This is a genomic window from Streptomyces sp. NPDC048441 (assembly GCF_043200235.1).
Classification (GTDB): Bacteria; Actinomycetota; Actinomycetes; order Streptomycetales; family Streptomycetaceae; genus Streptomyces.
Window position 1 is genome coordinate 166,160 of sequence record NZ_JBICXM010000013.1, and the last position, 24,568, is coordinate 190,727.

The following is a 24,568-nucleotide window of genomic DNA, read 5'->3' on the forward strand; positions in this document are numbered from 1 at the left end:
GACCCGATATCAGCCGTACGCGAGGCCGGTCGTGCAGGGTGGCCCGACCCTAGAACTACCGTCGCGCGTGGAACAAGACTTCCGGCATACGACATTCACGTACTGGAGGGGCAGGTGGCGCAACTGCCACCCACGGCCACCGAAGCCCAGGTCAACCCCTACACCTGGCGTGCCTGAAGTGGCGTAACCTCACCGAAACTTGGCGTCGGCCTCCGGCTGCGGTGCGGCGGCCTTCTCTGCCGGGGAGGCCGAGGTGTAGAAGACGGAGGAACCCTGCTTGGTGCGCTGGGCCCGGCCCTTGGCGACCAGGCCCTCCACGGTGGTGCGCACGACGGTGGTCTTGATGGTGCGGCCGGGGCGGTCCTCGGCGAGTGCGGCGGTGATCTCGGCGGCGGAGCGCGGTTCGATCTGCCGGCCGAGGTGGTTGTCGATCAGCTCGACCAGGGTCGGCCCGGCTGCCGGCGCGGCAGGCTTCTTCGCCGCGGTCGCAGGAGAGCTCTTGGTGGGCTTCTTCGTTCGGGCCGCATCGGAATCCTTCGCACTTGCCCGCGGGGCGGGTACCGCCTTCTCGCGGGTTGACGCGCGAGTTGACTCCTTCTTGGCGACGGCCGCCGCGGTGCCGGTGGAGCCCAGCGCCTGCTTCATGCTCAGCAACACCGCGTGGTCGTTCTCCAGTGCCTGCAACTGCTCCTGCAACGCTGCCACCTCCGCCCCGACGCGTTCCTGTTCCTGGCGGTTGGTCTCCAGGTCCACGGCTACGCGGGCGGCGTACTGGGCCTGCACTCCTGCGGGTTCCGGCTGAACGTCTGACATGACAGTGACCTTTAGGTGAGCGCACGCGGCCGTGCGGGTGGCGGGTTGTGCTCACGACGGAGCACCCCTGGGTAAGGGCACACCTGAGTGCACCCCTGCATGCTGGCTGCCTACCATGCAACAGCAGTAACTCATGTGCGGGCAGCGGAAGCTACGTACTGGTGCCCGCCGGCGGACGAAGGAGGCCCGATGGCGAACCGCGGCCGCAGCTCCGATTCGGGTACCGGGCCCGTGCTGGGCCGCGCTCTGCGGATTCTCGGGGCGTTCAGCGCGAAGTGCCCGGAGATGACGTTGAGCGAGCTGTCCCGGCGATCCGGGCTTCCGGTGTCGACCGTGCACCGGATGCTCGGCGATCTCATCGCCTGGGGAGCGCTGGAGCGCGGTGACAAGGGGTGCTACCGCGTCGGCCTGCGGCTGTGGGAAGTTGCCTCCCTCGCACCGCGCGGACAGGGATTGCGTGAGCGGGCTCTGCCGTTCCTGGAGGACCTCTCCCAGATCACCCGCGAGAACGTTCAGCTCGCGGTGCGCGAGGGTACAGAGGTCGTCTTCGTCGAGCGCATCGCGGGATCCGGTGCGGTGCCCGTGCTGACGCGCGTGGGCGGGCGTTTCGCTCTCACGGCCACCGGCGTCGGCCTTGTCCTGCTCGCACACGCCCCTGCTGAAGTGCAGGAGCAGACGCTCGCGGGACGTCTTGAGCGTTTCACGCCGGACACGGTCACCGATCCGCGTACGTTGCGGCGCATGTTGGCCGAGACGCGGACCAACGGCTACGCGGTCAGCGACCGCCAGGTCACGACGGACGCGGTGTCGGTCGCCGCGCCGGTATACCGGGGCGGCGCGGTGATCGCCTCGGTATCGCTGGTCGTACGACATGGCAGTACCTCGGCGCAAGCGCTGGCCCGGCTCGTGTGTACGAGCGCTCGGGCGATGTCCCGCGCCATGACCACTCCGCAGGTCTGAACCGCGCCGTCCTGAGCCTGAGTCTCCGTACGACAGCGCGGCCGACGCCACGCAGTTGTTTCCCGGCATCCGGAAAGCCCTCTGTCGCCCCATGGGCGCCGCCCCCACGATGGTCCCCATCTCCCGGAACGCTGCCAGGCCCCCGGCACCACACGCACCGAACGTGCCACCCCGAAGGGAACGACCGTGACTGCTTTCGTACGCGACCAGTGGTACATCGCCGCCTACAAACGCGAGGTAGGGCGTGAGTTGCTCGGACGCACCGTACTGGGCGAGCCGATCCTGCTGTACCGCACCGAGGGCGGCCGGGCGGTGGCGATGTCTGAGCGCTGTGTGCACCGGCGCTTCCCGCTGTCGCAGGCGCCGAGCCGACTGGACGGCGACCGCGTCGTATGCGGCTACCACGGCTTCACCTACGACACCGACGGTGGCTGCGTCTTCGTACCCGGCCAGCAGCGCATCCCGCGCACAGCGCGCCTGAAGACGTACCCGGTGCTCGAGCAGGACTCCTTCGTATGGGTGTGGATCGGTGACCGTGAACCGGGGGAGACGCTGCCGCCCCGCGCTCCGTGGATGGACTCGCCCGCGTACACCGTGGTGTCGGGCATGGAGCCGATCGACAGCGACTACGGCCTGCTCGTCGACAACCTCATGGACCTGTCGCACGAGACGTACCTGCACGGCGGTTACATCGGCACACCGGAGGTGGCCGAGACACCCATCACCACCGAGGTCGACGACAAGGCCGCCATCGTCCATGTCAGTCGGCATATGGACGACGCGGAGTGCCCTCCGTTCTACGCCAGGTCCACGGGCATCGAGGGCCGCATCAGCCGCTGGCAGGACATCGAGTACCACGCACCTTGCCTCTACCTGCTCCACTCGCGCATCGCGCCCGTCGGCGCAGCCGGGCCGAATGCGGACGGCAGCGACCCGTCTGCCTTCCACGTGGAGGTCGTCTACGGCATCACCCCCTCGACGGAGAAGACGGCGTACGACTTCTGGGCCGTGGCCCGCGACTTCGCCCTCGACGACCAGGACGTCAGCGAGTTCCTGCACGGCAACAACCACACGGTGGTCATGCAGGACGTCGTCGCCCTCAATGTGCTGCAGAAGTCCCTGGACACCGAGCCGGACGGCTACCAGGAGCTGAGTATCAACATCGACACGGGCGGACTTGCCGCCCGCCGCATTCTCGCTCGCCTGGCCCAGGAGTAGGGGGCCGTGACGCAGGACCGGTCGGACGAACTCGACCTGACCCTGGTGCGCAAGGAGTCCCTCGCCGAAGGCGTCGTCCGGCTCAGCCTGACCCATCCCGTCGGCGAGCGGCTGCCGGCGTGGAGCCCAGGCGCCCACATCGACCTGATGCTGGGCCCCGACCTGGTGCGGCAGTACTCGCTGTGCGGCGACCCGGGGGACGCAGCCCTGCTCCAAGTGGCCGTGCTGCGCGAGCCGGAGGGCCGGGGCGGCTCCCAGTACGTGCACGACACGCTGGCCGAGGGCGACACGGTCCGGGTGAGTGGCCCTCGCAACCACTTCCAGCTGATCGACTCCCCCCGCTACCTGTTCATCGCGGGCGGTATCGGCATCACTCCGGTCCTGCCGATGATCGCCGCCGCCGACCAGCGGGGAGCCGACTGGTGGCTGGTATACGGCGGGCGGAACCGCGCCACCATGGCCTTCGCCGAGCAGCTCACCAAGGACCACCCTCGCCGGGTGGAGCTGCGCCCCCAGGACGAGACCGGCCTCCTCGACCTGGACGGACTGCTCGGCAGCCCCGCCGCCGACACCCTCATCTACTGCTGCGGTCCCGAGCCGCTGCTCAACGCGGTCGAGCAGCGGAGTGCTTCCTGGCCGGAGGGTACGCTGCACACCGAGCGGTTCGCGCCGAAGGCGCGGCTGGACGACACCGCTTCGAACTCCTTCGAGGTGGAACTCTCCCGCAGCGGCATCACGGTGACCGTCGCGCCGGACAAGAGCGTCCTTCAGAGTGTCGAGGAGGCAGGCGTGCAGGTCCTGAGCTCGTGTCAGGAGGGCACCTGTGGCACCTGCGAGACCGTGGTCATCGAGGGTCGTGTGGACCACCGCGATTCCCTACTCACCTCCGCTGAACAGGCGTGCAATGACACGATGTTCATCTGCGTCTCACGCGCCGCCTGCCCGCGCCTGGTCCTGGATCTGTGATCCGACGAAGAGAAGAAGAGAAGAAGAGAACGAAGAGAAGGGCGACGCCTTGAACAGATCCGCCTCCACGGGCTCGGTCCGTGCGAGCCTCACGCTGGGCGCAGCCCTCGTGTCGACCGTGCTCTGCGCCACGGCGAGTGCGGCTGTGCCCGGGAACGCGATCGGCGTCACGGGCCCGGCCTCCGCCGCACGCGCCGGCACCGAACGCGCCTGCCCCATCGTGTACTTCGACCTGGGCGAGACCCTCGTACACACCGCCGACGACGGCCGCACCGGCTATCAGCCCGGCGCGGCCTCCTACCTGCGCGCCCTGCGCGAACGCCACATCCAGGTCGGCCTCATCACCAATGTTCCGCCCTCCTGGGGCACGACCGACACCGAGCGAGCCGCCAGGCTGAAGAAGGAGGTCGACGCTACGTGGCAGGGTTCCGCGCCCTTCGCCTGGAAGGACTTCGGCGACCGGATCCGCACTCCGCGCACCGAAACTGAACGCAAACCGGCCCCCACCCTCTGGCAGCGCGCGAAGGCGGACTCGGGCCGCTGCCGAGTCGTCTACCAGGCGGAGACGGCCGAGGAGGTCACCGTGGCCTCCTCGCTGGGCTTCGTGGCGTACCAGGTCAACCGGGCCCACCGGCCCGCTTTCCTCCCGGTGAAGCTGGTCGAACTCCTGGGCCGGCACTCCCGCTGATCGAAGTCCGCACCACGGCCTCAGGGACCTCTGCTTCCCGGGGGTGTGCTCCCCGCCCCCGCCTCACCACCCCGCTGCGCAGAAGCAGTTGGAAGACCCCGAGCAGCACCGCCGTCGCGAGTGCGCTGTGCCACAGCAGGGCGTCCAGGTGCCCGGCGGAGAGATAGGCGCCCGCGGCGACCGCGGCCAGTGCGCACACCCCGCGGTCCACGATGCTCTCGACTGAAAGGAGCGTGGCGCGCGGGGCGTTCGCGGGCACCGCGTCGTTCACCAGCTTGCGCTGGATGGGGTACGCGAAGCCGGTCGCGGCGGCGAACAGGCAGAGCAGTGCGACGACCACCCACGGTCCACCCAGAGCCATGGCCGCCAAGGTGCCCGCGAGTACGACGCTGAGGATCGAGACCCAGGCGACCGGTGGCAGACGACGGCTCAGCCACTGAGGGCGGGCCGAAGCCACCGCCTCTGCCACTGTCATCGCGGCAAGCACCCCACCGTGCGAGGCCTCTGCGATGCCGTGGTCGAGCAGGATCGGCTGGAAGAGGTTGACCTGGCAGATCCGGGACAGCGTGAAGACCGCCACGCCCTGCACCATCACCAGGGCCAGCCACCGCGAGGAGGCGACACAGCGGAGCGCGGAACCCGCGTCCCGCAGGAACGCGCCGCCCCTGCGTCCGCCGTCCGCCTTCCTCGTATCACTGTTCGCTCCCGCGAGCCGGGGCAGTGCGACGGCGCAGGCGAGGGAGCCCGCCGCGCTGGCGGCGCTGAGCACGTACGGGGCGGCGTGGGCGATGGCCATCAAGGGCCCGACCAGCGGCCAGCACACGACCTTCGCCGCGAGCCCCAGGGCTCGTGCGGTGCCCTCCGCCTTGAGGTAGTGCTCGTCGCACTTCTCGGCCCGAAGTCCGTCGTAGAGATAGGCGCTCGCCGCCCCTGAGGTGAGCGAACGGCCCGCCGCGATGGCCAGGAAGTGGACGAGGAAGCCGGTGTACGAGGCGCTGACCACCGGAGCCAGGTTCGCCGCTGTCATGACCACCGCTCCGGCCCGGAGGCAGTTGCGGGTGCCGATCCGGTCGGCGATCAGGCCGGTCGGGATCTCGAACAGGCAGAAGGCCACGTAGTAGATGCTCTGGATGCCGAAGATCTGCCCGTCCGAGAGCCCGGCCGCCTTCTGGTAGGCGTAGAACACCGGCATCCACCACAGCAGGTTGAACAGCAGCTGGAAGCCGTAGTTGAGGCGGATGACGCGGCGGGCGGTGTCCGTCAGACCGGCATCCGACCCCGCTCGGGCGGAGCGCGGCCTCACAGCGCGTACGGGCGGATCTGGACAAGCCGGAAGTCGCCCCGCTCGGTCATCAGCCACTCGATGTCCAGCGGCCTGTCCACGTCGGCCCCACTGAAGTGGGACTGCAGGAGCCGCCCGGTCAGGGACAGGTCGGCGAGGCGGGCGCGGGTGGCTGCGGGAAGCCCGTCACCCCAGGAGCCCAGGGCGACGGTGCGGCCGCCGCCCTCCACGGTGTTGTACAGGTACTGCTGCGGCAGGACCGAGCCGTCGACCACTTGCTCCGGGGAGCCGGGGGAGCAGTTGAGGTAGACGTTGCGGAAGTCCTCGCGGCGGGTCGGGTTGCAGGTCACCAGGACGCCGCCGAGAGAGGCGGGCACGTACTCCTGGATGATCACGCCCATGTAGGTGTCGTCCAGGGAGATGCCGACCTGGTGGCGGAGGCGCACGCTGCGGGGCGACACCAGGGAGGCCCACACCTGGCGTACGGCGTCCAGGAGTTCGCCGGTGCCGCGGACGGTGACGACGGAGTCGTAAACGCCCGCCGCGGAGAACCCCGGAAGGTCCTCGGCGTTGGAAGAGGAGCGCACCACCAGGCGCCCGCGCGAGGCAGCGGCGGCGGGGAAGGCCTGGCCGATCTGCCGGGAGACCGCCTCGGGGACGGGCGTGTGCCGGATCAGGTTCTGGAGTTGCAGGCAGAGCGAGTCGAGGACGTCGGTGGCGTCGAGTTCGAGTGCCATCTTGAGCTTACCGATGCCCTGTTGGAGAGCGGGGGAAGAGGCGAGGAAGCGCTGCTGGAGCGCGAAGGGGAGTGCGACGCCCTCGGGGGCATCGACCGCACCGGCCACGAACTCGGCTGCCCTGGTGCGGAGTTCACCGGCGGTTGGCGCACTCAGGCCGAGGCGGGCCGCGAGGTGTCCGTAGAGGTCGGCGCGCGGCGGGCGGGGCCGACCGTAGAAGGCGCTCAGGTCGGCCGTGCGACTGTCGAGTACGTGATGCAGCTCGCCGAGGTTGGCCGCCTTGGTGCCGTACCGGTCGCGGTCGGTGCTGCGCAGCCGGTGCAGGGCCAGCACGGGGGCGTCTTCGAGCAGGGGCGGTTCGAGGCGTATGCGCTGCTGGTGCCAGGCCGGAGCTCGCAGGGTCGGCTCGTGGTCAAGCCGTTCCAGGGATATCTCGTCCTCGCGTACCCGGTAGCGGACCCACGCGCCGTCCAGGCCGTCCTTCTCGACGAGTTGGGGCAGGTCGCGCACGATCGCGTTGGGTATGCCCCAGCCGGAGGCGAGGACGTTGGTGTGCGAGAGCGGGGTGATCGGCGCGGTGTTGAGGAATCCGGCCACCCGGGGCACGTCGTCCGGCAGGCACGGCATGGCCACGATGTCCGCCCAGCCGAGCCCGGCCTCCGCCGCCGCGTACTCCTCGCGCGTACGGAAGAATCGCAGCCGCCCGGTGGCCTCGCCGACGTTCAGCGGCGTCCGTGCCCTGGAGCCGAAGAGCTCATGGCTCAGGATGCGCGGCACACGCAGTTCACTGATCGCCGCAAGCGCCTCCTCCTGCCCGTGGTTGGCGGGCTTGAGCAGCAGCGGCAGCCTCCCGTCGACCCGAGCGCGTACGAACTCGTAGAAGGAGTCGAGGAGTTCACCGTGCATGGTGTCGGCCTCGGTCGTCTCCAGGACGAGGAAGGTGCGCTCGCGGCTGTCCGCTTCCTGTTCGGTGTGCAGGGACAGCACCCCGAGCAGGAAACGGCGCCCGGGGTCCATGTAGACGGAGGCGTTGAACGCGTCGAGATCCGCGTCCAGGGCGGTGAGTTCCATGCCGAGGACGCGGGTGGCGATGTAGTCGACGTGGAAGGGGTGCGCGGCGGTGTCGAGCAGGTGCCAGGTGTGCTCGGCACGGTCGACGACGACCTTGAGGTAGGGGTGACCGGCCAGGACGCCGGAGAGCGAACGGAACAGCGGCAGGGAGAGGTTCTCGCCGACGACCGTGCGGTCGGTGGTCGGTTCGGCGGCACCGGTGAGCAGTTGGGCGGTCATGCTGAAACCTCCGCGGGCCGCGCGGCCGGCAGCACCTGGGGAAGAGCGTCCACCAGGGTCTCGAAGTCGCGGAGCACGGTCCGCGGGTCGGCGGCGGACAGCAGGCACAGGGCCGCCATGGTGTTGGCACCAGCGGCCTGGTCGTACACGGGCACTACGCTGCCGTCGGCGAGTGAACTCTCGGCGACCACCGACAGCCGGCTGCCCCGGCTGAGGGGCACGTCCGCCGAGACCACGGGAAAGTCCCAGACCCTGCGGTCCTGCCAGGCGTCGCCCCGGCCGTCGACCGCGAGGACGACGAGAGAGCCCGCCGCGCCGCGCGCCTGCGCCGGGGTGAGGGCCTGTTCGGGCCACTCCACCGGGCGCCCGATGAGCTGGTCGACGAGCATACCGACGAGGTCGAGCCCGAAGACCTCCTCGATCTGCGGCACCGTCATCGCGCCACCGAACCGGGCGGCCGTCTCGATCAGCCACATGCTGCCGTCCGCGCCGAGCTTGATCTCGGTGTGGGTACCGCAGTCGCGCAGTCCCAGGGCGTCGACGGCCCGGCGCGCGAGGGCCACGACCCGGTCCTGGGCATCCTGGGACAGCAGGGCGGGGGTGATGCCCGCGCGTTCGGTGAACGGCTCGACCGTGGGCATCCGGCCGCTGATGCAGACCGGGTGGAAGGTGCCGTCCGCCACTACGCCCTCGACGCTGACGTAGTCACCCCAGCCGGGCTCCTCGAACCAGTCCGGCGCGGTGCCGGTCACGATCTGCTCGACCACGAAGTCCGCGTCGGCCTCGGCCACATGAAGCTCCGCGTACCCCAACTGAGCCGAGTCGGCCATCACTTGACGGGAGCGGAACCAGGCGGCGGACGCCTCGTGCGGGGAACGGATGATCTGGTGCGCAGTGGACCCCGCGCTCCAGGCGGCCTTGAGGAGCAGCGGACAGGGCAGGGACGCAGCCGCCGCATGCAGGTCCGCCTCCGTGGCGACGGGGCGGAACTCGGGCTGTGGCAGGCCGTGTTCCTGCCAGGTGCGCCGCATCAGGCGCTTGTCACGGGCGAGCGCGGCGGCACCGCCCGCGCCCGCGAGGCCGAGCGCCTCGCACGCCTCGGCGACGGCCACGACCGCGTACTCGGAGAAGGTGAGCACCGCGTCCGCGCCTATGGCCTCGGCCTCCGAGACGATCAGGGACACCAGGTCGGAGCGCTGTGCGTCGGCCGGCGTCACGACCGAGGCGCACAGACTCCGGGCGGAGCCGGCCACGGTGGGAGGAAGAGCGCTGAGAGCCAGCAGGTGCACTTCCGCCCTCGCGGCCGTCCGGGACAGGACGTGGCCGAGCGGCGGACCACCCTTGGCATGTACTAACAGCACCTTGCTCACTGAAGTTCGTCTCCAATTGTTCGTGGGTGGTACGTGGGTACGTGGGTGCGCATCGCCGCATGTATCGGTGATGCCTGTAGAGCCCGGGGAGTCTCCCGGCACATGTGTCGCGGGGCGTGTTCACCCGCTCACTCAAGGAGACCAGGCCGCACGCACCCGCAGCGCCACCGTGGGCGCCCGGGACTCAGGCAAATGCCTGAGTCGCAGACCGCGTTGGGGCACCTCGAAGGTTCCGCTTCGCCACTTCGGCCGAGAACCGGGCAGGCGCGGGACCGGTTCGGGATATCCAATTGCGCTGTGACTGTGCGTCAGTCGGTCATATACGGACGGAGACCCCTGTGGACGATTCCAGCCTCAAGGCACTGCTCGAGCAGCTTCCCGTGTTCTGGTGGGAAGTCGACGAGCCGTGGCAGGTCCTTGAGCGGGGAGGCGGTGCCTTCGCCGACACGGGCACGGCGCAGCGCTTCCTGGACCGGATGCGTCAGGAACTCTCGGCCCCGGGGCATCTGCCGGATGACGGCCGCTGGCAGGCCCGGTTCGACGGCCGCACCTTCGACGTCAGTTGGCCGGTGGACGACCGCCAACCCCATAGCCGTACGCGGGGCCTCGCGGTGGAGGTCGACGCCCAGGCCGATGCCCCGCGCGGATACGCCGCCTTCGCTGACCTCGTGGACCTGGCCCCGGCCGCTGCCTTCATCCGGGACAGCGAGGGACGCTACCTGTGGGCCAACCATGCCTACGCACACCTTTACGGCACCGTCCCGGAGCAAGTCGTCGGCAGGTGCATCGAGGACTTCGACGCGCCCGCCGACGCCGACCAGTTCCGCGCCCTCGACCGAGAGATCCTCACCCGCGGCACGCCGGTGCGCCACACCCTCGGCTACCGACGCCAGGACGGCAGCGCGGGCCGGGCTGTGGGCCACCGTTTCCCCGTACGAGAGAACGCGCAGACCTGCGTCGCGGGGATCTACGTGGATGTCACGGACCACCTGCGCGCCATGGTCCAGCGGCAGGAGGCCGAGGAGAATCTGCGGGCCTTGCGCGACCACAGCGGCTTAGCCTGCGCACTCCTCTCGGCGAACGGACGCGTGGTCGAGGCGAGCGCGGCGGCCGCTGAGCTGTTCCACCTCAACCTGCCCGACCTGGTCGGCCGCCGCGCACACACCCTGCTCGCCCGCGAGCCCGACCTCGACCGGCTGCACCGCCGGTGGAAGAGCCTGATAGCCCGCCGCGTCAGACGGGTGGAGACGTCCGCGGTGCTCGTCGACGCCCGGGGACTGCAGCGCCGCGCGCAGCTCCACCTGACGACGATCGGCCATTCCGCCGCCAGGGCCCGGCACGTCTGGGCCGTAGTCACCCACGAGAGCCTGGCCCACGAGGCCCATTCATCGCTCACCGCCGCGCAGATCCGCATCCTCTCCCTCCTGGCGGAAGGCAGCAGCAACAGCGACATCGCCACCTCGCTCAAGCTGTCCCGGCAGACGGTCGACTACCACCTCAGCCGCCTGCGGCAACTCCTGGGCGCGACGACCCGCCCCGCCCTCGTCGCCCGCGCCTACGTCCTCGGCATCCTGGCGCCTCGCGCCTGGCCCCCACGCTCCGCCACGGCGGCCCATCCGCTCAGCGCCGTCTGAGGCCACGGGCCGTCCGGCCGGCCCGGTCACGGCCGGATGGTGCCGTCCTCATGTGCCGCGGACGACCCGTCCCATAACCTCGTGCAGGGAGACCTCATGCGACGCCGTGTGTCTCCACACTGAGGAGGAGATGGTGACCGGAATCGGCGCGCGATGGCTCGCGGCCGCCATGATCGTGGCCTGCGTGGCGCTCGTCGGCCCCAGCGCACCGGACGGTGCCCACATCGCCAAGCCACTGCCGGCCGACGCACCCAAAGATTTCGTACCGAACCGGGTCATGACGTGGAACATCTGCAACCCCTGCAACGAGAGCGGGCACAACGTCGGCCGGGCGGCGGAGATCGCCACGTACGCGCCCCAGGTGGTCGGCCTGCAAGAAGCCTGCGTGCGTGACGTCGAGGGGATCCGGGATCATCTGCAGTACCTGTACGGGCTCGACTACCACGTCGAGTACGGCTCGGTTCTGCACAGTTGGGGCCGCTGCGGGGGAGTGCCGTGGAGTCCGGGCGGCTTTGGCCAGGCGGTCCTCTCGGCGGCACCGATGACAGACCGTGTGAACGTGGAATACCCCGACGGCGGTTCCGAGGACCGCGGGTACATGGCAGTCACCACCCAAGTCGACGGCCGCCCCGTCCGGGTCTTCAACACGCACCTGGCCCAACGAAGTCAAGAAGCGGTCCGAGCGAAACAGACCCGCGTACTCGAGGCGGAGGTCGCCCGGCACGACCGCACGATCGTTCTCGGCGACTTCAACGCGGTGCCGGATGCCCCCGAACTCAGCGGGATGTGGAGCCTGGCCGCGGATGCGGACCCCGAGTGCGCTCCGGCGGCCACCGGCACCTGCGAGACGACCACCGACTGGCACAGCAAGTTCGACTACATCTTCCTGCGAGGCTTCGTCCCGCTCGAGCAGGGTGTGCATCCCACCCCGTACTCGGACCACGATCCGGTGCACGCCGACCTGAGGCCGACGTAGCCCCGCCCTCTTCGGCGAAACCGCGACGCCGGGCGCGTCGCCCTTCTCGAACGGAGCTGACATGGAGTATCCGGATCTGTCGACACTGCCCGTGGAACTACAGGAGGCGGTGACTGCTCGCGGCTCGCTCAACGTCTTCCGGATGATGATGCACTCACCGGCTCTGGCGCCAGGCCTACTGACCCTCGGGGAGGCGGTTCTGCAGCGGAACTCGCTGCCGGACACCTTGCGCGAACTCGCCGTTGTGCGGGTCGGCCGAGTCTACGGAGCGGCCTACGAGGTTCACCACCATGAGAGAGCCGCTCGCCTCGTCGGACTGGGGGAGGAGGCGCTCGCCGCCGCTGAGACCGGTTCGGTCGCGCAACTCTCCGGCCCCGAAGCCGCCGTCCTGGCCGCCACGGACCGGCTGCTCGCCCACCACACCCTCGATGAGGCCGAGCGGGACGAGCTGCTGGCCTTCCTGACAGTGAATCAGCTCGCGGACCTCGTCATCACCGTGGGCTTCTACCAACTCATCTGCGATTTCCTCAACACCTTCGAGGTGACGATCGAGGGCCAGGAGAACGGGCTCAGCCGACGCGGATCGAAGTGACCTCGTAGACGACGGCGGAACTCATTGACAGTCCACGGCAGGTCAGCTGACGTGGCGGTGCGCGGTGGGAGCGCACCTCGACGTCCACAACCGTCGGACGAGGCGGTCGGCCGGTGATGCGGACCCGCCAATGGTCGCCGTCGCGAGAAGTCCCGATCACCGCGTAGTCATGACGGCCGGCCGCGCCGAAACGTTCGAGTACGGCTGCGACAGCGGCCTGCTGCGGCGGGAAGAGATCCGTATATCCGCGCAAGTACTCTGCGTGGATACGGTCGGCCAGATGCTCCTCGACCGTCGCTACCGACGACCTGGCATCGAGACCGCCGTAATAGACACCGTCGGGCGCGACAACGACGTTGGCGGCGAACCTGTCGCCGCCCACATGGGTGCACTCCCACACCAGGTCCGGCCAGCGCTCACTCAGCGCGCGCCCGGCGGGCCGGCCGCGTACGGCGCAGCATGTGTCGTGCTGACCGTGGGCGCAGACGAGTACGACGGGCGGGCGGCCGAGCTCTCCGGGGGCACCGAGAGCGCCGACGATCTCCGCCAAGTCTTCGTCACGGCTCCATGTGCCCCATTGCTGGCGGTAGGCGCCGGAGCTCTCGTAGCGCAGTACGGCCCAGCGCCGGGTGCCTTCGAGGCTGTGGCGTCCGTGCCGCCTGATCAGGAGCACGCGTGCCCGCACCGCCTGGGCGGCGGAGAACAGGAGCCTTTTGGTGTCGGGCTCGAGATGGAGGCCGTCGAAGCCGTTGGGCGGCCAGCCGCCCCGGTACTCGATGAGGATCCAGACAGAGCCGTGCGGTGCTGTTCCTGCGAGTGGGTCGCCGTGTGTCCGGGCGGCATCGGCGCAGAAGAAGCGTTCTGTCGCAGTCACCGGGACCACGTCACTGTTCGGCCGGCACCAGTACACCCGCGCGCAGCAGTCTCCCGACGAGGTCGACGCCGAGATCACCGGCGGTGCGGACCTCGCCGTCGAGCATACGGGCTACCGACGGCAGATCAGCCTCCGGGAAGTCGAGCCAGCCCACGCGCGTGGCCAGCCGTGGACCCTCCAGGCGCGCTTCCAGCGCTTCACGGAGCCTCACCGGCGAGTCGGAGCCGAGGCCGTCGACTGCCGCTAGCTGGGCCAATGGGCCCATCGGCGCGGGGCGTTGCTGGCTTCGCCGGGTGCGGTGGAACAGCGGAGCGGGATCGGACTGTGCGATGGCGGCGACGAGGCGTTCACGGACGATGCCGATCTCGCCGTCCGGCCCGTCCACGCCCAGAGGCAGCGTGCCGCGCATCAGGGGATCGTCGCGCAGCGCTGTGAGTGCGGCCTTGGCGAGCTGCTCGGCCAGTGCGTAACGCGTCCAGCTGTGGATTCCGAACGTCAGGTGGATCGAGACCTCGCCTTGCGCCTGGGCGGCGTGCAGCCAGCCCCGCGGCAGGTAGAGGACATCACCCGGCTGGAGAACCGTGTCGATGTAAGCCTTGTCCTTCGCGGCCTCGGCGACGGCGGAGCGGCGATCCGTCCAGGGCTGATCGCGCAGCGGGTCGGGATGAACGGGCTCGTGGACGAGCCAGCGCTTGGCGCCGTCGATCTGAAGGACGAAGACATCGTGGACGTCATAGTGGTCGTCGAACCCGCGGTTCTGCGGCGGAGTGACGTAGGCATTGGCCTGCACCGGATGCCCCAGCTCCCCGCTCAGCCGGGCGCTGAAGTCCGCGACCGGCTCCCACGTGCGCTGCAGAGCTTGCAGTACGAGTGTGGCGCCATCGGCGAACCCGCGCCACAGGGCGGTGTCGTCAAGCTGGTCGGCGATGGTGGCGCCGACACCGCCGGGCGAGGTGAAGGATGACTCGGGGAGCGTGGAGCCGTCCTTGGCAACGCGGAGGAAGGGCGTACGCAGTCCCCGGCGCGAGATCAGCTCGTCCACGGCCTCGGCGGAGAACAGGTCACAGAAGTCGCTGGCGCCGCGTGTGAGCAGCGCCTTGCGCGCCCAGACGTCGCGGGCGAACTGCTCTCGGCTCAGGCTGGTCAGCCGTGTCTCCAGAACACCGACGCCTGCTGTGGCGTCGGTGTCCTGAAGCTCGGTCGAGAAGAGACTCAAGAGCCGCTGCCGGAGTTGTCGGCTCCGCCGTCTGCGCCGCCATCTGCTCCGTCGTCTGCGCCGCCGTCGGCTCCTCCGTCCGCGCCGCCGTCGTGGACGCCGGGTGTGCCTGCTGCGCCGCCGTCTGCGGGGCCGTCGGCTCCTCCGTCTGCGCCGCCGTCGTGGACGCCGGGTGTGCCTGCCGCTCCGCCGTCTGCGGGGCCTTCGTGCTGATTCGGGTCCTGCTGGGGGTTGGTCACCATTCCTCCTGAGAATCGAACGGCTGCGATCGGACGCACCCCCCTCCAGGGCCCTCTCTGCTTCCACCAAACTCGCTCACGCGATTCTGGTCGGCAACCGGAAGGGTTCACGGGTGGCCCAGTCGGCCTCAATCTCATCCCCTCCCCGGCGCAATCCGCTGAGATCAGGAAACTCGCAGGCCGTGTCGGCTCGGCGCGCTTCTGTAAGGGAGTTGAGAGGGAGCGTACGCAACGGGCAGAGAAAATAGCGGAATTGCGCATGGAGTTGTCCATGTGCGGGGGCGCTATATGACGGCACGTCACTGCATGAGCGGCTGACGGATTCTCTTGAGGGAGGGTGATCTCAGGCAGTCGGCGAGCAAATTCGCGGAGAGCGGTGCGTGGCCTCAGACAGGCCTGAGCCCCGGACACATGGAATGCCGGGGCTCACAGCGGACGAGACGAGACGGGACGCGGTCTAGGTCTAGGTCCAGATCTAGGTCTAGTACGGGCCGTTCACGTTGTCGATCGAGCCGTACCGGTCGGCTGCGTAGTTGCAGGCGGCGGTGATGTTGGCGACCGGATCGAAGCCGTCGAGCGACGTGCCGGGCACGTGATAGGCGGTGAACGTGGGGTCGATGACCTGCAAGAGCCCCTTGGACGGGGTTCCGGCGGCAGCGTTGGAGTCCCAGTTGTTGGTGGCCAGCGGGTTGCCGGAGGACTCGCGCATGATGTTGCGGTGGATGCCCTCGTAGGAGCCGGGGATGCCCTGCTGGGCCATGATGTCGAGCGACTCGTTGATCCAGCCGTCGAGGTCGTTGGTGTAGGACTTCTTAGCCGGGGCAGCGGCGGGCTCGGCGGCGAGCGTGTTCTCGCGCTCGGAGCGGTCCGCCCGTTCGGCGGACGCCTTGGGGGCGGCCGACTTCTTCGTGGGCTCGGCCGGGGCCTTCTCGCCGAGGGTGAGCTTGAGACCGGGGTGGATCAGCCGCGGGGTAGCGCCGAGGGCGCTGCGGTTGTCCTCGTACAGCTTCTTCCAGCCGCCGCTCAGGGAGTGCTCTCGGGCGATCTTGGAGAGCGAGTCGCCAGCGACGACAACGTAGGTCTTCGAGGCCGCGGCGGGCCCGGCGGTCGTGCCGGCCGGCTGCGCCGCTCCGGCGGCGGTTGCGCCGAGCACCGGGAGAACGAGTACGGCGCCACCAGTCCCTGCCACGGCGATGCCCCGGGTGAGTGAACTGGACTTGGGGCGGCGGTGCTTTCCCTTTGCGGGCATGGCGAATTCCTCTCCGTCGCCTACGAGGTGAGCTGTCGGGTTCGGACGGGAGATGTCCGGTCGCACTGTGAATACGACTTCACCCCGAGCCGTTCCGGAATCCGGATCGGCGGCTTACCTGGGTCCCCCGCTCCTGCCGTGCGTAAGTGAGTGGGTGGGATGGTTTCTGGATGGCGGCAGGATTCGGCGTTCCATCCGGATTGGCGGTGACGTTAGGCGAGAAAGCCCGCATGGAACAAGACCCAAATTCGAATAAGGAATGTGCGATGCCGGTCCCTGGCAACCAGGACCACTCGCATCCTTTGATCGAAAAGCCCAACTTTCTTTGCACAGAACGGAAGTGCGTTCAGTGGATCCCGGGGTCGAGGCCGCCGGTGTGACTCAATTCACTGAATGCAATACGCGCTGGAATGCGACTCGACGGCATATCAGAGCACGCCATTTCGCCAGAGCCCCCCGCAATAGGGACAGCACTTTCTATACGCCATTAATGGTGTGAAGAAGTATCTTTTTCGGGCAAAAGTGAACGCGATACAAGAGCCGCTTTCCATGCCAAAAGGAACATATCCTCACCGGGATCAGGCTGCCGCGACGCCAAGGACTTGATGACCGCCGTGGACGGAACTCAACTGCCCCTCCCTCGATCCTTCCGCGGAGGTCGCCAACGCGGGGAACCGACAAGGGGAATGGCCTCTGTTACGAGACCCTGCCGGTCGGGCGGCCGGCCGCTGAAGCCCCCACCACCCCGGCGCCCCTCGCCGCCTCCTCGCGTGCGAGCAGGTCTCCGTGGAGACGGGCGAACAGTGCGCACACCAGCGGCATGACCACCGGGGACAGCAGGAGAAGGGCCACGGCTGAGGGCAGCACCTTCACCAGCACGCCGGTGATCCACACATTGTCGTTGCTGAGCCACAGCATTCCGAGTCCGGCGAGGTGGACGAGGGGAGCGGCCGCGTACCGGGCCAGCAGGAAGAAGAGCACGGCTGCCGCCGTGACCAGTGTGCCCACGCCGAGGGTGCGCCGTCGTGCGCGGCGGGTCAGCACCCAGGAGCGGTACAACGCCACGAACGGGGAACGGAGTTCCAGCACCGTCTCGGCGGTGGCCAGCGCCAGGCGGGCGTACAGCAGCGGGCCCAGACACCACACGGTGATCGGCAGCACCCACCCCACCAGGGTGTACTGCCAGGTCGCGGTTTCGCCCAGGGGCGTGGGCTCGACACCAGGCACCTCGCCGCTTTCGACGATGCCCCACAGCACCAGGCCCGCCATCCATACGGCGCCCACAGCCAGTCCGGTCAGCGTGTTGACCGCGAGGGCGGCGGGAAAACGCCCGCGTGTGCGCCGCCACAACTCGCGGGTGGCCAGCGGTCCGCCGCCGTGCCTGGCGTGAGAGTCGCCGACGGCGTACGCGGTGTGCAGGACGGAAACGACGAGGAGCCCCAGAACGAGCAACAGCGGCACCATCACGAAGAACACCCTTGCCAGCTCTGGCATGGCATCCTCCGCGTAGGCCACGTAGGAGTCCTCGTTGGCGATGTTGGCGTCCGCGTAGTCCCGGACGCCCTCGAAGGTGTCCCATGCCGCCGCGAATCCGCCGGCCAGGATCGCGCAGCCGAGCACTGCGGTCACGACGGACACGCGGAGGGTGAAGCCGTACAGCGCGCGGCGGTAGCGCCTGACGGCGCCGAGCGTCCCGCTGATGCCGCCGCCCGGCTGCTCGGTGGGGTTGTCGCCCACGCCGTCGCCCTCGCCATCGGCCGCGCGGTCGGTCGACTGGTCTCCGTCGTGTGCCATGACCTGATCTGACCTCCGTGCGGCGCTGTGGTGACGGTAGCCAAGACGCCGTGCGGGGCACGTGGGGTTCCCGGGGGCCGGGACCATTCCCGCAGGTCCAGGCCGCAGTAGGTGCGGTAGCCGAGATCGACGGGGACATCTCGGCGGACTCCACCTTCGTGCGTACGACCTCTTCGCCATGTAGGCGAGCCAGCCTTCGGTCAGGGTTTCATAGCAACGGCGCCGAACTGCGGGAGCGTGGGCCCGGAGTCGGTCTCAGCGCGCCAGTGCGCGCATGACACGAGGCCGGGGGTGAGGAGATCCAGGCCGTCGAAGAACGCGCTGATCTCTGCGCGGCTGCGGGCGGTGATCGGCGGGGTGGCGTTTTCGTTCCAGAACCGCATGGCCTCGACGTTGCCTTCGCCGCCGAGATCGGTGTCGGTGGTGGGGTGGGTCAAGGCGAGGTAGCTGCCGGAGGGGACCGAGGCCATGATCCGGCGCACGATCTCCTGGGCCTCGCCGGTGTCGAGGACGAAGTTGAGGATGCCCAGCATCATGACCGCGACGGGCCGGTCCAGGTCGAGGGTTGCCGCTGCACCTTCCATGACGCTGTCCGGGTGCTGGATGTCGGCGTCGATGTAATCGGTAGCTCCCTGGGGGGTACCGGTCAGCAGGCTGCGGGCATGGACGAGCACGATGGGGTCGTTGTCGACATAGACGATCCGGGCTTCGGGTGCGATCCGTTGGGCGATCTCGTGGGTGTTGGCCAGGGTCGGCAGTCCGGTGCCGATGTCCAGGAACTGCCGCACGCCGCAGTCGGCGGTCAGGAATCGCACCGTGCGGGCAAGGAACTGGCGGTCCGCACGGGCCACGTCTCGGATGACTGGGAACATCGTGGCGACCTGGTCACCGACCTGCTGGTCGATCTCGTAGTTGTCTTTGCCGCCGATCCAGTAGTTCCACACTCGTGCGTTGTGCGCGACCCCGGTGTTCAGCCTGCCCGACACGTCGGACAGGTCTTGGCTCTCACTCACGTCATTCCCTCTTCTTGCTCACTCACGAGGTGTTCTGGGCTAGTTGCCGCCGTGGCGGCAACGGACGGTGTTGCCATTGTGATGCTCGTGGATCACGGCGTCCGGGGATTCGGTTTTCCCGCGCTCGAATCCGGCCGCGCAGGGCAACGAGGCGTTCCAGCAACACATTGCGGAAGGTCATACCGACTTGTACGAGGCAGACATCCACTAGGTGCGCGCCCAACGCGACACCCTGCGGGCCGCCTTCGAGGTGAGATAGCCGTGCCGCATGCACTGCTGCCGGCAGGAACTTCTTCGCAGGCGGACCGCTGTCAGCGGTGGTGAGCGGGCCTGCGGCGTTGCTCGCAGTCGGTCAGGGCCGGCCGCCTGTAGTCGATGTCCGCGGGGTTGAGTGTCACACCGGGGGCGACGATCTCGTCGATACGGTCGAGGATCTCGTCGTCGAGCCGGACCTCGGCGGCGGCGAGCTGGTCGGTGAGTTGCTCGACCGTGCGGGCGCCGAGGATCACTGAGGTGACGCCCGGGTGGGTCGACGCGAAGGCGAGCGCCAGGTGCGTCAGGGAGATTCCCGCTTCGTCCGCCAACGCCGACAGGAGCTCGACGGCTTCGAGTTTGCGCTGGTTGCCCGGCAGGTCGAGGTTGAACTTGTGGGCGACCGCCTGCCGGAACCCGTTCATCTCGATCGGCTCACCGCGGCGGAACCGCCCGGTCAGCCAGCCGCTGTTGAGCGGACTCCAGGTCAGCACGCCGAGCCCGTACTTCTGCGCGGTGGGCAGCACGTCCGCTTCAATGCCGCGCACGAAGACCGAGTACGGGGGCTGCTCGGTGCGGAAGGGGATGTGGCCCCGGCGGTCGGCGGTCCACTGGGCCTCGACGAGCTGTTCGGCGGGGAAGTCCGAGGTCCCGATGGCCATGATCTTGCCCGCGCGCACCAGGTCGGACAGGACCGAGAGCGTCTCGTCGATGTCTGTGCTCGGGTCCGGGCGGTGCACCTGGTAGAGGTCGATGCGGTCGGTGCCCAGGCGACGCAGGCTGTCGTCGACGGCCTTGGTGAGCCAACGGCGGGAGTTTCCCTGCCGGTTGGGGTCATCGTCCTTGAAGCGGATGGGGAAGTGCCCCTTGGTCGCGAGTACTACTTCGTCGCGGCGGTCGCGGATGGCCTTGCCCACGATCTCCTCGGCCTCGCCGCCCGAGTACTGGTCGGCGGTGTCGATGAGGTTGATCCCGGCGTCCAGGGCCGTGTGGATCAGCCGGGCCGCATCGTCGTGATCCGTGTTCCCCCACGCCCCCAGACGCAGGGTGCCCAACGCGAACCTGCTGACCGATATGCCGGTACGTCCCAGCTTCCTGTGCTGCATCACTCGCTGCTCCCTGGTATCGCCTCTCCCCGCGGACGGGGCGGCGGAGTTGCTACCTCTCCGACGCCATGAATCTATGACATGCGACAGTGATGTTGCAAGTCGCGGCTTCAAAGGAGTGTGGATGTAGCATGTCGGCGTGACGGCGCAGAAGCAGCAGACAGAACAGCAGGCGAAACGGCCCCTCCGGGCCGACACCGAACGGACCGTGCGGACGATCCTGGAAGCGGCCGAGCGCGTCCTGGCCGCTGACCCGGCGGCGACCATGGAGCAGCTCGCTCGAGCCGCCGGCGTAGCCAGGACCACAGTCCACCGCCGGTTCGCCACCCGTGAGGCGCTCCTGGACGAGCTCACCGGCTGGGCCGCCCGTCAGTTCGCGGACGCGGTCGGCACCGCCCGCCCGGACGCCGCCCCGCCGCTCGTCGCCCTCTACCAGGTCACCACCAATGTCCTCCGCGTGAAGACCGACTGGTCGTTCGCCATGAACCGCGCGGCCGATGACGCCCACCCCGAGGCGGCCCGCATCCACGCCGAGGTCCGGGCCACCTGCATCCGGCTTTTCCGCCGCGCCCAGGAGGCGGGCGTACTCCGCCCCGACATCGACCTCGACTGGACCCGGCGCGTCTACTACGCCCTCATCCACGAGGCGGCCAAGGAGGGAGCGGGAGACGGGGACGCGGACGCGCTCGCGACCCGCGTCGTGGACACCCTGCTGCACGGTGCCGGGGGCTCGGCCGGACTCGCGAGGCAAGAGGGGATTTGAAGACAGGCCTGCTCTAGGGCCTGACATTCATCCGGGCCTGAACCGGGCCCGTCCGTGGGTCATCCGACGCTGACCAGCGACGACAGATGACGACCGTCAACGACCGCCCAATCGCAGGTCAGTTGGTGCCCTGGGCGACATCGGGCCAGCCCTCGTGGTGGCACCCTCAGTAGTCCGCCGTACCGCCGACAGTCTTCCAAGAACCGGCCGCCTCGACGTCCATGTCCCCGACGGTTGCGTCTGGTTGGAGCCTCTGGACCGCCGCCGGGCGGGTGCGTGAGACGATCGGGAAACAGACCACGAGGAGAGGAATTTCATGGGGGGCAAGGGCCGGCTGCATGTCAGTGCGGAACTGGCGGGGGTGGTGGAGCGGATCGACTCGCTGGGCGGGATGCTCGATGAACGGGCTAATGCTGCCGAGGAGTTGGGGAGACTTCCGGAGGACACGGCGCGGTCACTGCTGGACACGGGGATCGTACGCGCCGAACTCCCGCTGAGCCTTGGCGGATACGAGTTCGCGCCGCGGCAGTTGATCGAGACGGCGGAGCGGGCGAGCTACCACGACGCCGCGGCCGGGTGGACCATGTTCGCGCTGCAGCTGATGACCGGGACGACCGCGGCGTATCTCGCTGGGGACGCGGCGGCCGAACTGTTCCCCGACGTGCCGAACGGGAAGTACGCGCTGCTCTCCGGGCACGGCACACGCCCCGGCCGGGCCGTCCCCGTGGAGGGCGGCTACCGGGTCAGCGGCCAGTGGCAGTTCGCCTCCGGGATGGCGCACGCCACCCACATCCACAGCGCGATCCAGGTCGAGGGCACCGGCGAGCTGCGGGTCCTCGCGATGCCGAAGTCGCAGGTGACCCTGGACGGCAACTGGGACGTGCTCGGGCTGCGCGCGACACACAGCATCGACTACCACTGCACCGATGTGTACGTACCGTACGAGTACACGTACGTCGCGACCACGGACACCCCGGTCAACGGCGGCGCCGTCTACCGCCTCGGCCTGGTCAACATGTCAGCGATCGGGCACACGGGCTGGGCCCTCGGCGTCGGCCGGCGGCTCCTGGACGAGCTGAAGGGGGTCGCCGCGGCGCGGACTGGTTCGCGAGGCGCCGCGGTCGACACCTCCCAGTTCCACGCCGAGTACGCGACGGCGGAGGCCAGGCTTCGGGCAGCCCGTGCCTGGGTGAACGATGTCTGGCAGGGCGTCGAACAGACCCTGGACCAGGGCGAGTTGCCGAGCACGGGGCAGGACACCCTGATCCGTCTCGTCCTGAACCACACAACCTCGACCGTGTACGAGGTGGGCCGCACCGTACACCGTTGGGCCGGCTCGGCGGCGATCCGCCGCGGTCCGGTCGACCGCTTCCTGCGCGACCTCGGGACGGGCGCGCAGCACATGACGTCGAGCCCGGTCGTGCTCCAGAACTGCGGCAAGTGGCTGAGCGGTGCCGCCCAGCCGGACGCCCGGTGGAGTTTCCTCGACCTGACCTGACCTGACCTGACCATGGTCCGACTGGCGGCGCCGCCACCAGGAGTCGGGTTGACCCTCGACCTTGTGCAGGGCCCAGAGTGCTGGGTGTGGAGAACGACATGCGCAGCATTGGCGAGATGGCCCGCGACAGCGGCCTGGGTGTGAGCGCCCTGCGGTTCTACGACCGCGCCGGTGTGCTGGTACCCGCCTGGGTGGATCCGGTGAGCGGATACCGCTGGTACGAACCTGAGCAGCTCGAAGAGGCCCGGCTGCTGGCCCGCTTGCGCCGGGCCGGGATGCCGCTGGCGGACGTCCGGCTGGTGCTGGCCAGCTGGTCCGGCGCGGACACCGATCTGGTCCGGAAGCTGCTGAAGGCGCACCTGCGTCGCCTCGAACGGGGTTTGTCCGATGCCCGCAGCGAGTTCTCCGCACTCCGAGCACTACTCGATCGCAGGGAGAATGTCATGACTTCGCTCCGCAGCGCCACCGTCCGGCTGTCCGTCGCCGCGCCGGAGCTGGCAGCCGCGCTGGACACGGTTCGTTTCGCGGCGAGCACCGACCCGGAGCTGCCGATGCTCGGCGGGGTCCTGTTCGACATGGAGGGCGAGCATCTCCACGTCGTGACCACCGACCGGTATCGAATGGCTGTCGCACAGGCCGGTATCGCCGGGCACGAGGGGAGCCGCGTGCAGGTCATCGTGCCCACCCCGCTCGCCGACGCGATGCGGGCGCTATTGGACGGCAACGGGCCCGTGCGGCTCGCTGTCGACGGTGACCGCGTGGCACTGGAGGCGGGGGACAGGCAGACAGCCGGTCAGTGCCTCGACCACGACTTCCCCGACTACCGGCGTCTGCTTCCCCGGGCCCCAGGGCGCCGCACCGTCGTCGAGGCGGCGGCCTTCCGGAAGGCCTTGACGGCCGGTCCTGTCCGTTCCGGAGAATCCGGAGCGCACGACCTCAGCGTGCTCAGGGTGGAGGACGGCGGGACGGTGACCCTCTGCACTGAGGGCGCCGAAGACCCCAACTGCGTCGCCGTCAACCGTGAGTTCCTGCTGGACGCGCTGACCGCCGGGGCCCGGGACCGACTGATTCTGGAGATCGGCACCCCCACAACGCCGATCGCGGTCCGCCGCCCCGACGACGAGAACACCTTCTCGATGCTGATGCCGGTCCGCTTGGAGGACTGACTCTGTGTTCACCCCGCACCTTGATGTTCGCGCGGTTTCGACCGGCGGTTAATCAGTTGACCCTGTCCGTACGGTGTTCGAGTGAAGGACTCCCTGATCTACGAACTCCGCACCGCGTATGACGCCCAACTCCGTGGTGTCACCCCGTCTGGCGGCAGCGCCCGCATCGAGAAGGACGGCCCGTTGACCCGTGTCGTCGGTTGGCACCGTGGCTTCGTCACAGGTCCACGCGACCTCGGTGTGTGCGGGGCCGAACTCGACACGCTCATAGCGAGGCAGCGTGACTTCTACGCTGCCCGTGGTGAGGCAGTCGAATGGAAGACCCGGGCTCATGATCTCCCCGCGGACCTCGCTGACCGACTCACGGCGGCCGGCTTCATCGCCGAGGACAGCGAGACGGTGCTCATCGGGCAGTCCGTAGACCTTGCCGCAGACCCCGTCCTGCCCGACGGCGTGACCCTCCGCCGTGTCACCGCCGGGTCAGACCTCCAGCGCATCGCCGCGATGGAAAGCACCGTCTGGGGCGAGAATAGGGATTGGCTCGCCGGCGACCTGGCAGCCAGGATCGAGAACGCCCCAGAGAACACCGTCGTCCTCGTCGCCGAGGCACGCACCGAAGTCGTCTGCGCGGCCTGGCTGGTGTTCAAGGACGGCGTCGACTTCGGCGGGCTCTGGGGCGGCTCAACGCGCAAGGAATGGCGTGGACAGGGCATCTACCGGGCCATGGTCGCCCAGCGAGCCCAACTTGCTGCTGCCCGCGACGTCCCCTACGTCTACGTCGACGCCTCAGCCGACAGCGCCCCGATCCTCACCCGCCTCGGCCTGCACGCGGTCACCACGACGACACCGTATGTCTGGTCGCCCTGAGCTGA

22 protein-coding genes and 1 riboswitch are annotated in these 24,568 nt (G+C 69.1%); of the genes, 11 read left to right on the top strand and 11 right to left on the bottom strand.

Translation table 11 applies throughout. From position 1 onward, the window contains the following. Positions 1-189 precede the first annotated feature (189 nt). Positions 190-813, bottom strand: a complete 624-nt coding sequence (locus ACGFSB_RS29000) for a hypothetical protein (RefSeq protein WP_393405298.1) — start codon at positions 811-813, stop codon at positions 190-192. A gap of 189 nt (positions 814-1,002) precedes the next feature. On the opposite strand from ACGFSB_RS29000, the gene ACGFSB_RS29005 reads away from it, so the two are divergent. From ACGFSB_RS29005 to ACGFSB_RS29020, 4 genes are all read left to right on the top strand, one after another. Then, positions 1,003-1,773: an IclR family transcriptional regulator gene (locus tag ACGFSB_RS29005; RefSeq protein WP_393405300.1), complete on the top strand. Its 771-nt coding sequence runs from the start codon at positions 1,003-1,005 to the stop codon at positions 1,771-1,773. A 186-nt stretch (positions 1,774-1,959) separates the two neighbouring features. Next, positions 1,960-2,991 (top strand): Rieske 2Fe-2S domain-containing protein, encoded by a 1,032-nt coding sequence (locus tag ACGFSB_RS29010; RefSeq protein WP_393405302.1) that lies wholly within the window; start codon positions 1,960-1,962, stop codon positions 2,989-2,991. Positions 2,992-2,997: 6 nt separating this feature from the next. Beyond that, positions 2,998-3,957 (top strand): PDR/VanB family oxidoreductase, encoded by a 960-nt coding sequence (locus tag ACGFSB_RS29015; protein WP_393405304.1) that lies wholly within the window; start codon positions 2,998-3,000, stop codon positions 3,955-3,957. Between the two features lie 49 nt (positions 3,958-4,006). Then, on the top strand, positions 4,007-4,645 hold the full coding sequence (locus ACGFSB_RS29020) for a hypothetical protein (protein WP_393405306.1): 639 nt from the start codon (positions 4,007-4,009) through the stop codon (positions 4,643-4,645). Here ACGFSB_RS29020 and ACGFSB_RS29025 read toward each other — a convergent pair. From ACGFSB_RS29025 to ACGFSB_RS29035, 3 genes are read right to left on the bottom strand one after another with little or no spacing between them, the layout of a single operon-like run. After that, the gene (locus ACGFSB_RS29025) at positions 4,575-5,948 is read right to left on the bottom strand and encodes an MFS transporter (RefSeq protein ID WP_393405308.1); all 1,374 of its coding nucleotides are present in this window, start codon (positions 5,946-5,948) and stop codon (positions 4,575-4,577) included. The genes ACGFSB_RS29020 and ACGFSB_RS29025 overlap by 71 nt on opposite strands. Continuing rightward, complete coding sequence (locus ACGFSB_RS29030) at positions 5,945-7,954, bottom strand: PEP/pyruvate-binding domain-containing protein (RefSeq protein ID WP_393405310.1); 2,010 nt, start codon at positions 7,952-7,954, stop codon at positions 5,945-5,947. The genes ACGFSB_RS29025 and ACGFSB_RS29030 overlap by 4 nt, the downstream gene beginning before the upstream one ends. Then, a complete protein-coding gene (locus ACGFSB_RS29035; protein WP_393405312.1) occupies positions 7,951-9,324 on the bottom strand; it encodes an acetyl-CoA carboxylase biotin carboxylase subunit family protein in 1,374 nt (457 codons plus the stop codon). The genes ACGFSB_RS29030 and ACGFSB_RS29035 overlap by 4 nt, the downstream gene beginning before the upstream one ends. 338 nt (positions 9,325-9,662) lie before the next feature. Here ACGFSB_RS29035 and ACGFSB_RS29040 point away from each other — a divergent pair, with 338 nt between their 5' ends. The 3 genes from ACGFSB_RS29040 to ACGFSB_RS29050 all read left to right on the top strand — a co-directional run bounded on the left by ACGFSB_RS29040 (position 9,663) and on the right by ACGFSB_RS29050 (position 12,526). Further along, on the top strand, positions 9,663-10,958 hold the full coding sequence (locus tag ACGFSB_RS29040; protein WP_393405314.1) for a PAS domain S-box protein: 1,296 nt from the start codon (positions 9,663-9,665) through the stop codon (positions 10,956-10,958). Positions 10,959-11,088: 130 nt separating this feature from the next. Then, positions 11,089-11,934, top strand: coding sequence for an endonuclease/exonuclease/phosphatase family protein (locus ACGFSB_RS29045; RefSeq protein WP_393405316.1), 846 nt, complete (start codon positions 11,089-11,091; stop codon positions 11,932-11,934). A 61-nt stretch (positions 11,935-11,995) separates the two neighbouring features. Continuing rightward, on the top strand, positions 11,996-12,526 hold the full coding sequence (locus tag ACGFSB_RS29050; RefSeq protein WP_393405318.1) for a carboxymuconolactone decarboxylase family protein: 531 nt from the start codon (positions 11,996-11,998) through the stop codon (positions 12,524-12,526). On the opposite strand, the gene ACGFSB_RS29055 is transcribed toward ACGFSB_RS29050, so the two are convergent. The 7 genes from ACGFSB_RS29055 to ACGFSB_RS29085 all read right to left on the bottom strand — a co-directional run bounded on the left by ACGFSB_RS29055 (position 12,504) and on the right by ACGFSB_RS29085 (position 20,269). Beyond that, a complete protein-coding gene (locus ACGFSB_RS29055) occupies positions 12,504-13,400 on the bottom strand; it encodes a sucrase ferredoxin (protein WP_393405320.1) in 897 nt (298 codons plus the stop codon). The genes ACGFSB_RS29050 and ACGFSB_RS29055 overlap by 23 nt on opposite strands. Before the next feature lie 10 nt (positions 13,401-13,410). Beyond that, the gene (locus ACGFSB_RS29060) at positions 13,411-14,616 is read right to left on the bottom strand and encodes a cupin domain-containing protein (RefSeq protein ID WP_393405322.1); all 1,206 of its coding nucleotides are present in this window, start codon (positions 14,614-14,616) and stop codon (positions 13,411-13,413) included. Further along, entirely contained in the window at positions 14,613-14,858 is a 246-nt protein-coding gene (locus ACGFSB_RS29065) for a BatC protein (RefSeq protein ID WP_393405324.1), read from the bottom strand. Before ACGFSB_RS29065 ends, ACGFSB_RS29060 begins: the two co-directional genes overlap by 4 nt. A gap of 478 nt (positions 14,859-15,336) precedes the next feature. Further along, positions 15,337-16,104, bottom strand: coding sequence for a transglycosylase SLT domain-containing protein (locus ACGFSB_RS29070; RefSeq protein ID WP_393405326.1), 768 nt, complete (start codon positions 16,102-16,104; stop codon positions 15,337-15,339). 4 nt (positions 16,105-16,108) lie between these two features. Beyond that, positions 16,109-16,303, bottom strand: a riboswitch (cyclic di-AMP (ydaO/yuaA leader). 497 nt (positions 16,304-16,800) lie between these two features. Next, complete coding sequence (locus tag ACGFSB_RS29075) at positions 16,801-17,898, bottom strand: hypothetical protein (RefSeq protein WP_393405328.1); 1,098 nt, start codon at positions 17,896-17,898, stop codon at positions 16,801-16,803. Between the two features lie 200 nt (positions 17,899-18,098). Then, positions 18,099-18,911 carry an SAM-dependent methyltransferase gene (locus ACGFSB_RS29080; RefSeq protein WP_393405330.1) on the bottom strand — a complete coding sequence of 271 codons (813 nt, stop codon included), beginning with the start codon at positions 18,909-18,911 and terminating at the stop codon, positions 18,099-18,101. Positions 18,912-19,222: 311 nt separating this feature from the next. Next, positions 19,223-20,269, bottom strand: coding sequence for an aldo/keto reductase (locus ACGFSB_RS29085; RefSeq protein WP_393405332.1), 1,047 nt, complete (start codon positions 20,267-20,269; stop codon positions 19,223-19,225). Positions 20,270-20,408: 139 nt separating this feature from the next. Here ACGFSB_RS29085 and ACGFSB_RS29090 point away from each other — a divergent pair, with 139 nt between their 5' ends. From ACGFSB_RS29090 to ACGFSB_RS29105, 4 genes are all read left to right on the top strand, one after another. Then, the gene (locus ACGFSB_RS29090) at positions 20,409-21,032 is read left to right on the top strand and encodes a TetR/AcrR family transcriptional regulator (protein ID WP_393405334.1); all 624 of its coding nucleotides are present in this window, start codon (positions 20,409-20,411) and stop codon (positions 21,030-21,032) included. Between the two features lie 316 nt (positions 21,033-21,348). After that, positions 21,349-22,530 carry an acyl-CoA dehydrogenase family protein gene (locus tag ACGFSB_RS29095; RefSeq protein ID WP_393405336.1) on the top strand — a complete coding sequence of 394 codons (1,182 nt, stop codon included), beginning with the start codon at positions 21,349-21,351 and terminating at the stop codon, positions 22,528-22,530. Between the two features lie 98 nt (positions 22,531-22,628). Beyond that, positions 22,629-23,696: a MerR family transcriptional regulator gene (locus ACGFSB_RS29100; RefSeq protein WP_393405338.1), complete on the top strand. Its 1,068-nt coding sequence runs from the start codon at positions 22,629-22,631 to the stop codon at positions 23,694-23,696. An 81-nt stretch (positions 23,697-23,777) separates the two neighbouring features. Beyond that, positions 23,778-24,563, top strand: coding sequence for a GNAT family N-acetyltransferase (locus ACGFSB_RS29105; protein ID WP_393405340.1), 786 nt, complete (start codon positions 23,778-23,780; stop codon positions 24,561-24,563). Positions 24,564-24,568: the final 5 nt, after the last annotated feature.